Here is a 7,164-nt window from a genome sequence, read left to right as displayed (position 1 = left end):
ACACCGGAATGCGGCGCAGCTCGCGGCCGGAAGGCACGCCGATGACGCGGACTTCGGCATTGTGGCCGGCGCTGGAGAAGTGATAGTACTCATCCAGCTGGCCCGGCGCGACATGGTCGCCCGCAGCAGCGCCAGAATTGGCGACTGGTGCAGCAGCGGTACCCACGGCAGGCTTGGCGGCATTGTCCTTGCAACCAACCAGTCCGATTGATGCACCGGCAAGACCCAGCAATGCGCTCTTGCTCAGGAAGCGGCGGCGCTGCCCGAGTGCTGGAGCGTCCTGATCCAGCTGGTTTTTCTTTTCCTTATCCATGTATCTAATTTCCTATCTGGCAATGCCAAAGAAATATTACAAACGGTAAATGCACAACTCCACGAAACGGCTTCGGCATCGTAAAACTGTCCATAGGGCAATACAAATGATCTAGATTAAGTTTTCCGGAGGGAATGTTTCCTAGAAGAATCTAAGTGATCGACATGACAAGGGAAGTTGGCTAGGCTGGAGGTGTCCCCGGTTCTGCGTGGGGCACCTACCGACCCAGAACAACAGTGATGAAATACACAACAACTCTATGGCTCGTGGCGCTGACGGCCGTCGCGGCCGGGTCGTCATCGGCACGCGGTCCCTGGCGGGCTGACATCGGCAATACCCATGGATGGCAACTCATGTCGCCCGAGGAGCGCATCGCGCACCAGGCGAAGATGCGGAGTTTTGAAAACTATGAGGAATGCAGCCGGTACCAGCTGGAGCACCAGCGGCTGATGGAAGCACGGGCGGCGCAGCAGGGCGTGCAGCTGCGGCATGGCCGGCGCGATGTGTGCGCGGAACTGTACCGGCATACGCCCGGTAGCTGAACAATGGCCGCCATGCCGACACGACACCGCCATTTCCTGCCCATTCCCTTGCTCGTCACGGCGCTGACTGTGCTCCCGGTGTGGTGGGCATTTCCGCAGGCGCTGCCGTTCTGGCGCAGCGCCGGGATCGTGTCGGGATGGGCAGGCTGCGGCATGCTGCTGGCCAGCCTGCTGCTGATGATCCGAGAGCCGCGGCTGGCGGAGTGGCTGGGTGGCCTGGAGCGCATGTACCAATGGCACCACCGGCTTGGCGTGCTTGCCTATGCGATGCTGCTGCTGCATCCGCTGGCGCTCGCCGCCGATGCCTGGGACGAATCCGCGGCGCTGGCGTGGTCGGTGCTGGCCCCGTGGCGCCAGGGCATGCCGGTCTGGCTGGGCTGGGCGGCGCTTGGGTGCATGATGCTGGGGCTGGCGGTGGCGCTCAGCCGCCGCATCGGCTATGCCACCTGGCACGGCCTGCACCATCTGCTCAGCGTCGCGGTCGTGCTCGGCGGCCTGCATCTGCTGGCGCTCGGACTGCCTGCGTCGCTGTTGTGGACGCCGGGGCTGGCGATCGCCTTCCTGCTGTGGCGCCTGGTCCGCGCGGACTGGGGCCTGGGCTCCCAGCCCTACATCGTCAGCCGCGTTGACAAGCTGTCCGACGAAACCGTCGAGGTGTCGCTCACACCGCTGGCGCACCCGTTCCACGCGCGGCCCGGCCAGTTCGTGCTCGCTGCGTTTTATCACAGTGCGCATTTCCGGGGATGCGCCGAATACCATCCTTTCACCATCAGTGCCGCGGGGCACGACGGACGGATTTCGCTCGGGATCAAGGCGCTTGGCGACTGCACGCGCAACCTGCAATCTGTCGAAAGCGGCGTACCAGTGCGGATCCAGGGTCCGTTCGGCGTGTTCCTCGAGGAGCTGCACGAGGGGCCGGGGCTGTGGATCGCCGGCGGCATCGGGATCACGCCGTTCCTGGCGGTGCTGCGCGATCAGGCGTTGGAACACCCGGTGCACCCGGTGCATCTGGTCTATCTCTACCCGACCGAGTCAGCGGCCATGTATCTTGACGAGATCCGGCACATCGCCGCATTGCAGCCGCAGCTGCGCGTGCAGTGCGTGGCGACGGGCCGTGGCATACCCGACCTGCGGACGATTCTTCCCGACGCGCCGCAGCTGGCCGGCGTGCATTGCTACCTGTGCGGCCCGGCGGGCATGGTCACCTCCGCCCGCCAGGTACTGCAGGAGCGCGGCGTCACGCCGGATCATGTTCATTTCGAGCGCTTCGATTTCAGGCAATGAAGAAGCTATTTATTTTCAGCACAGCCCTGTTCTGGCTCGCCGTCCTCGGCATCTGGGCAGGGAGCGGCCAGGTCGCCGACACCACGGCACAAGCGCCGAAACCCGCCGCAGAAAAACGGATCAGCCTGGCGGAAGTTGCGCGCCACGCCTCACCCGACGACTGCTGGATGGCGATCAACGGCGCGGTGTACGACATCACGCCTTACCTGCCGGAGCATCCGTCGAACCCGAAAATCATCCAGCCCTGGTGCGGCGAAGAGGCCAGTGAGGCCTATCGCACCAAGACCAAAGGACGCAGCCATTCGCCGGAGGCCGATGCCCTGCTCGCCCGGTTCCGCATCGGGCTTGCAGAGGGTGAATGAGCCGGATCGTTCACGCAGCTATCCCTGTCCTTCCTGCTGCACGGTCGGGTCGCCGACCTCCACCCGATTGCGCCCGTTCTTCTTGGCCGCATACAGTGCGCTATCGGCGGCGCGCATCAGCACTGCCACGTTTTTCACCGCCTCCGCGTATTCCACGACACCCAGGCTGGCGGTGAGCCGGACGACGCCATTCACGCTGTCCACTTCCAGGGCTTCGATCGCTGCGCGGATCTCTTCGGCCACCATCAATGCGCCCCGCAGCGGCGTCTCCGGCAGCAGGATCGTGAACTCCTCCCCGCCGATGCGGGCGACTATGTCGGTATTGCGGACGCAGCCCTGCATGGCCTTTGCCATTGCCACCAGCACCTGGTCGCCGGCTTCATGCCCGTAGCGGTCATTGATCTGCTTGAAGTGGTCGCAATCGACCATCATCAGCGACAACGGCTTCTTGTGCCGATGGGCGAGCCCGAATTCATGATTGGCCAGCTCGAAGAAATGACCGCGGTTGGCCAGCCCGGTGAGCGCATCGGTTTGCGCCCGCTCGCGCAATAGTTCCTCCACGCTCTTCAACCGGGTGACGTCCGCATGGCTGACCAGCACCGATCCGCGGTTGGCGAGCAGCGGCGTGACTGTCATCGTGAACCAGCGCTTCTCGCTCGATGAATTGCATTCGTAGTCATACTGAAAGCGGGGCAGCGCGCCGAGCATGACGCTGGAAATGCCGGCGATTGCACGCTCGGCTTCTTCAGTCGCGGCACGGCGGCAGACGTCGAAGTAGTTCAGGCCGGCCATGTCGGCCCGTCCGTGGTAACCGTTGTTCTTCGCGAAATCCTGCCAGGACTTGTTGGTCGAGATGATCGTGGCGTCGGGACCGAGGATGGCCACATGGGACGACATCGAGTTGAGCACCGCATCCTGGTAGCGCCGGCTCTCTTCCAGGTTCAGGCGTATGCGTTCCTCGCGGCGGAGCACGCGCAGGATCAGCCACCCGGCGCAGAGCAAGGCGATGGAAGCACTGGCCAGCACGGCCACCGTCCTGGAGATGCTCTCGCGCCATGGTGCCAGCACCTCGTCCTTGATCTCGCTGACCATCAGGTAGAGCGGATATTCACCTGTTTTGCTGTAGGAAAACAGCCTTTGCTCGCCGTCGATGGGCGAGAAGGATTCGTAACTGCCGCTTTCCGCCTTCCTGACGAGCGAAAAAATATCGGCGGTCGAAGGCAGCCTCTCGTTGACCGCGACCTGCGGGCTGCGCACAAGGATGGTGCCGTCCGCCCGGATCAGGGTGACCGTTTCATTCTTGCCGCGCGTCTTGAACAGTTGCTCCATGTATTCGCGCTCGATGCCGACCAGTGCAATCGCCTGCAAGCTGCCGCCGCGGTCGCGCAGGGCGCGGGTGAAAGTGAACACTTCCCGGCCGGTGACCCGGCTGCGGATGGGCTGGCCGATCACCAGGTCCTCCCCCCTCAGGTGCGCGATGAAATATTCTCGATCGGCATTGTTGATCTTCGGCGGATTCGGATTCTGGCTGTTGGCAATGACGTTACCGGCGCCATCCATCACGGTGATGTAGGCTACCTCGGGGAAGCGTTCTGCAAGTCCGTGGAGATCGACATAACCTTCCGGCTTTGTCATGCTGGCAAGGCCTTGCTCCCCGATGCGCTGGATGACGTGGTAATGGATGAACTCGGCGGTACGCAGCAAATGCGCCACATTATTTGCCAGCACACGTGCAATGCCGAGATTGACCGCCTGCTCGGACGTGATGGTGATTCGACGCTGCTCCTGCAGTTGCAGTGCAGCTGCGCTATACATCAGGAGGACCGCCACGGCCAGGAAGATGCGCACTGCCACACGCAGCCACAAGCCGAACCGAATGCTGTTCCAGTTCATGACCGTCCCCGCTACCGGCAATACGCCATGTTGCGTTGCGAATGCATGTCGTACGGCAAAGCCGCCATCCCGTGCCCGGAATAAAAGGCTCGCGTCTGCATCAGCTTGGGACGAAAAGTGACTGGCGACAGGAGATGGCTGCGCCGATAAAGCAGTTGCAGATTGCCTTGATCATTTCCCGTCGCCTCCGCGGAGTCCCTCTTTCTTCAATATAGGTAGCCCGAGGTGATTTTCGAGAGGCAGGAGGACGGCTACAGAAGAAATATTCAAGCCTTGAAAAACCGGCATCCGGCGCCATGGCGTGCGCATTCTTTCACCGCGGCAGTATGGTGCCGCACGGCATCAACCGGTGCCGGACACCGTCCCTGTCCGGAACAGGCTGCGATAAGCCGATGGCGAGGTGCGCAGGTTCGTCCTGAAATGCTGGCGCAGCGACAGCGCCGACCCGAAACCGGCCTCTTGCGCCACCACTTCAATCGATGCATCAGTGCCTTCGAGCATCCTTTGCGCATGGGCCAGCCGCTGGGCCAATAACCACTGTGTGAACGAGGTGCCGGTCGCCTGGCGGAAATGACGGGTGAAGTTGCGCCGGCTCATCGCAGCACGCTGCGCCAGCGTATCGATGCTATGCGGCTGCGCGAGATGCCGGCTCACCCAGTCGAGCACCTGCGAGAAACGGCCGTCGCTATGGGTGACCGGCAGCGGCCGCTCGATGAACTGCGCCTGCCCGCCCTGCCGGTGCGGAGCGACCACCAGCTGGCGCGCGAGACGGTTGGCGACCTCGGCTCCCCCGATCTGCCGCAGCAGATGCAGGCAGCAGTCGATGCCCGCGGCGACGCCGGCGGAAGTAACGACGTCGCCGTCATCGACATACAGCACTTCCCGGTTGACCATCACCTTCGGATAGCGGGCTGCCAAGGTATCGGCAAAGCCCCAGTGCGTGGTCGCCGGCCGGCCGTCGAGCAACCCCGCTTCGGCCAGCGGGAACGCACCGAGACACAGGCCCACCAGGCGCGCACCGCGTCCATGGGCACGCCGCAACGCCTCCAGCAGTGCCGGTGGAAAAGCCCGGCAATCGTTGTGCCACGACGGCATGATCACGACATCGGCGGCGTCCAATGCGGCAAGGTCATGCTCGGTGTTGATGCTGTAGCCCGCCGTGGTGCGCAGCGGCGCCTTGTCGACGGCGCAGATGCGCACATCGAACGCCGGCACCCCCGGCCCGGCATGGTGATTGCCGAAGACGAGCGAAGGCACCGACAGGTGGAAGGGCGTGATGCCGTCGAAGGCGATGACGGCGATACGAAGGCAGGTGGCCGAGGCAGGGGCGTGCATGGCCCGATTATATCGAATGGCGTCCTTCGGGCCACTGTCGCAACGCAAGAGGAAAAATGAAAATTGAGCTGTCAGGAAGGTCTTTTCCTGGCTTTATCAGCACTCTTTCGACTGATTCTTTATCCGAACCTTCAACCTATTCAGGAGAACAACATGTCTGCCTCACCCCACCGTGCCTTGCTGGTTGTCGATGTGCAAAACGAGTATTTCACCGGCAACCTGCCTATCGAATATCCACCCGTGGAGATCTCGCTGAGCAATATTGCAGCGGCAATGGATGCCGCGCGTGCGGCCGACATTCCTGTCATCGTCGTGCAGCACGATGCTGCGCAAACATCGCCGCTGTTTGCCAAGGGCTCGCCCGCCTGGCAATTGCACCCGGTGGTGGCGGACCGGCCTGCGAACCACCGGATCAGCAAGACCATGGCAAGCCCGTTCACCGGCACAGACCTGACCGAGTGGCTTGCCGCGCACAAGATCGATACGCTGACGGTAGTCGGCTACATGACGCACAACTGCGACGCCGCCACGATCTACCATGCGTCGCACCAGGGATTGAAAGTCGAGTTCCTGTCGGATGCGACCGGCGCCCTGCCGTACGAAAATGCTGCCGGCAAGGCCAGCGCCGAGGAGATCCACCGTGTTTTCAGCACCGTCTTCCATTCCAACTTCGCGGCGGTCATTACAACAAAAGACTGGATGGCAGCCGTGCGCGAAGGACGCGCGATCGCGCCGGACAACGTCTACCTGTCGAACCGGCGTGCGAGGGGCGTGGTGGCATAAGCAGCGAAGCAAAGGGGAACTTGCCTGCACGCTGCGTTCCTAACCTGCATGCCAATATCGGAACTTCCGGGGGCCGTATGCCGTTGCCAGACCTGCTGTTAGGCGCCATCCTCTTTTTCTTCATCCCCTTGTGGCTGCTGGTCGGCTTCGGCGACTGGCTGTTTCATCGCAAGACGCATATCAGCGAGACCTCGGGCGCCGGGGAGTCGTTGCTGCATCTGCTGATGCTTGCCGAAGTGGGCCTGCCGATGCTGGCCGGGCTGTTCCTCGAGATCAATGCGCTGGTGCTGGCCCTGATGATTGCCGGCTTCGTCGCACATGAAGCGACCGTGCTGTGGGACCTGCGCTATACCGCCAACAAGCGGGCCATCCTTCCCGGCGAGCAGGTGATCCACAGCTACCAGGAGGCGATACCGCTGATGCTGCTGGTGCTGGTGGCGATCCTGCATTGGGAGCAGTTCATGGCGCTGGTGACGTTCGGCGCGCATGCCGAATTCCGCGTCGCATGGAAGAACGATCCCTTGCCGCCGGCTTACCTGGCCGGGATCCTCGTTGCAGCCGGCGTGCTGGTGGTATTGCCGTTTCTGGAGGAACTGTGGCGCTGCTACCGGCATCAGGCCGCACGCCGCATCGCGGCGACGCTGCCGTGATT

At 62.8% G+C, this 7,164-nt stretch carries 7 protein-coding genes and 1 pseudogene; 5 read left to right on the top strand and 3 right to left on the bottom strand.

Annotation, left to right across the window (positions count from 1 at the left end; all coding sequences use genetic code 11):
- Window positions 1-313, bottom strand: a pseudogene (locus tag ACYVIA_RS08245) (TAT-dependent nitrous-oxide reductase); the annotation flags it as partial.
- Window positions 314-552: 239 nt separating this feature from the next.
- Here ACYVIA_RS08245 and ACYVIA_RS08240 point away from each other — a divergent pair.
- From ACYVIA_RS08240 to ACYVIA_RS08230, 3 genes are read left to right on the top strand one after another with little or no spacing between them, the layout of a single operon-like run.
- Window positions 553-855, top strand: a complete 303-nt coding sequence (locus ACYVIA_RS08240; protein WP_460839698.1) for a hypothetical protein — start codon at window positions 553-555, stop codon at window positions 853-855.
- A 3-nt stretch (window positions 856-858) separates the two neighbouring features.
- A complete protein-coding gene (locus ACYVIA_RS08235; RefSeq protein ID WP_460839696.1) occupies window positions 859-2,139 on the top strand; it encodes a ferredoxin reductase family protein in 1,281 nt (426 codons plus the stop codon).
- On the top strand, window positions 2,136-2,501 hold the full coding sequence (locus ACYVIA_RS08230; protein ID WP_460839694.1) for a cytochrome b5 domain-containing protein: 366 nt from the start codon (window positions 2,136-2,138) through the stop codon (window positions 2,499-2,501). Before ACYVIA_RS08235 ends, ACYVIA_RS08230 begins: the two co-directional genes overlap by 4 nt.
- Window positions 2,502-2,519: 18 nt before the next feature.
- On the opposite strand, the gene ACYVIA_RS08225 is transcribed toward ACYVIA_RS08230, so the two are convergent.
- Window positions 2,520-4,394, bottom strand: a complete 1,875-nt coding sequence (locus tag ACYVIA_RS08225) for a diguanylate cyclase (protein ID WP_460839692.1) — start codon at window positions 4,392-4,394, stop codon at window positions 2,520-2,522.
- 342 nt (window positions 4,395-4,736) lie between these two features.
- A complete protein-coding gene (locus ACYVIA_RS08220) occupies window positions 4,737-5,729 on the bottom strand; it encodes a GlxA family transcriptional regulator (RefSeq protein WP_460839690.1) in 993 nt (330 codons plus the stop codon).
- A gap of 153 nt (window positions 5,730-5,882) precedes the next feature.
- Here ACYVIA_RS08220 and ACYVIA_RS08215 point away from each other — a divergent pair, with 153 nt between their 5' ends.
- Together ACYVIA_RS08215 and ACYVIA_RS08210 are read left to right on the top strand one after the other, a co-directional pair.
- Entirely contained in the window at window positions 5,883-6,512 is a 630-nt protein-coding gene (locus tag ACYVIA_RS08215; RefSeq protein WP_460839689.1) for a cysteine hydrolase family protein, read from the top strand.
- 77 nt (window positions 6,513-6,589) lie between these two features.
- Complete coding sequence (locus ACYVIA_RS08210) at window positions 6,590-7,162, top strand: diguanylate cyclase (RefSeq protein WP_460839687.1); 573 nt, start codon at window positions 6,590-6,592, stop codon at window positions 7,160-7,162.
- Window positions 7,163-7,164 lie beyond the last annotated feature (2 nt).

This window comes from Noviherbaspirillum agri (assembly GCF_054780595.1).
The sequence above is the reverse complement of the archived record's forward strand: the minus strand, read 5'-3'. Positions and strand labels throughout refer to the sequence as shown.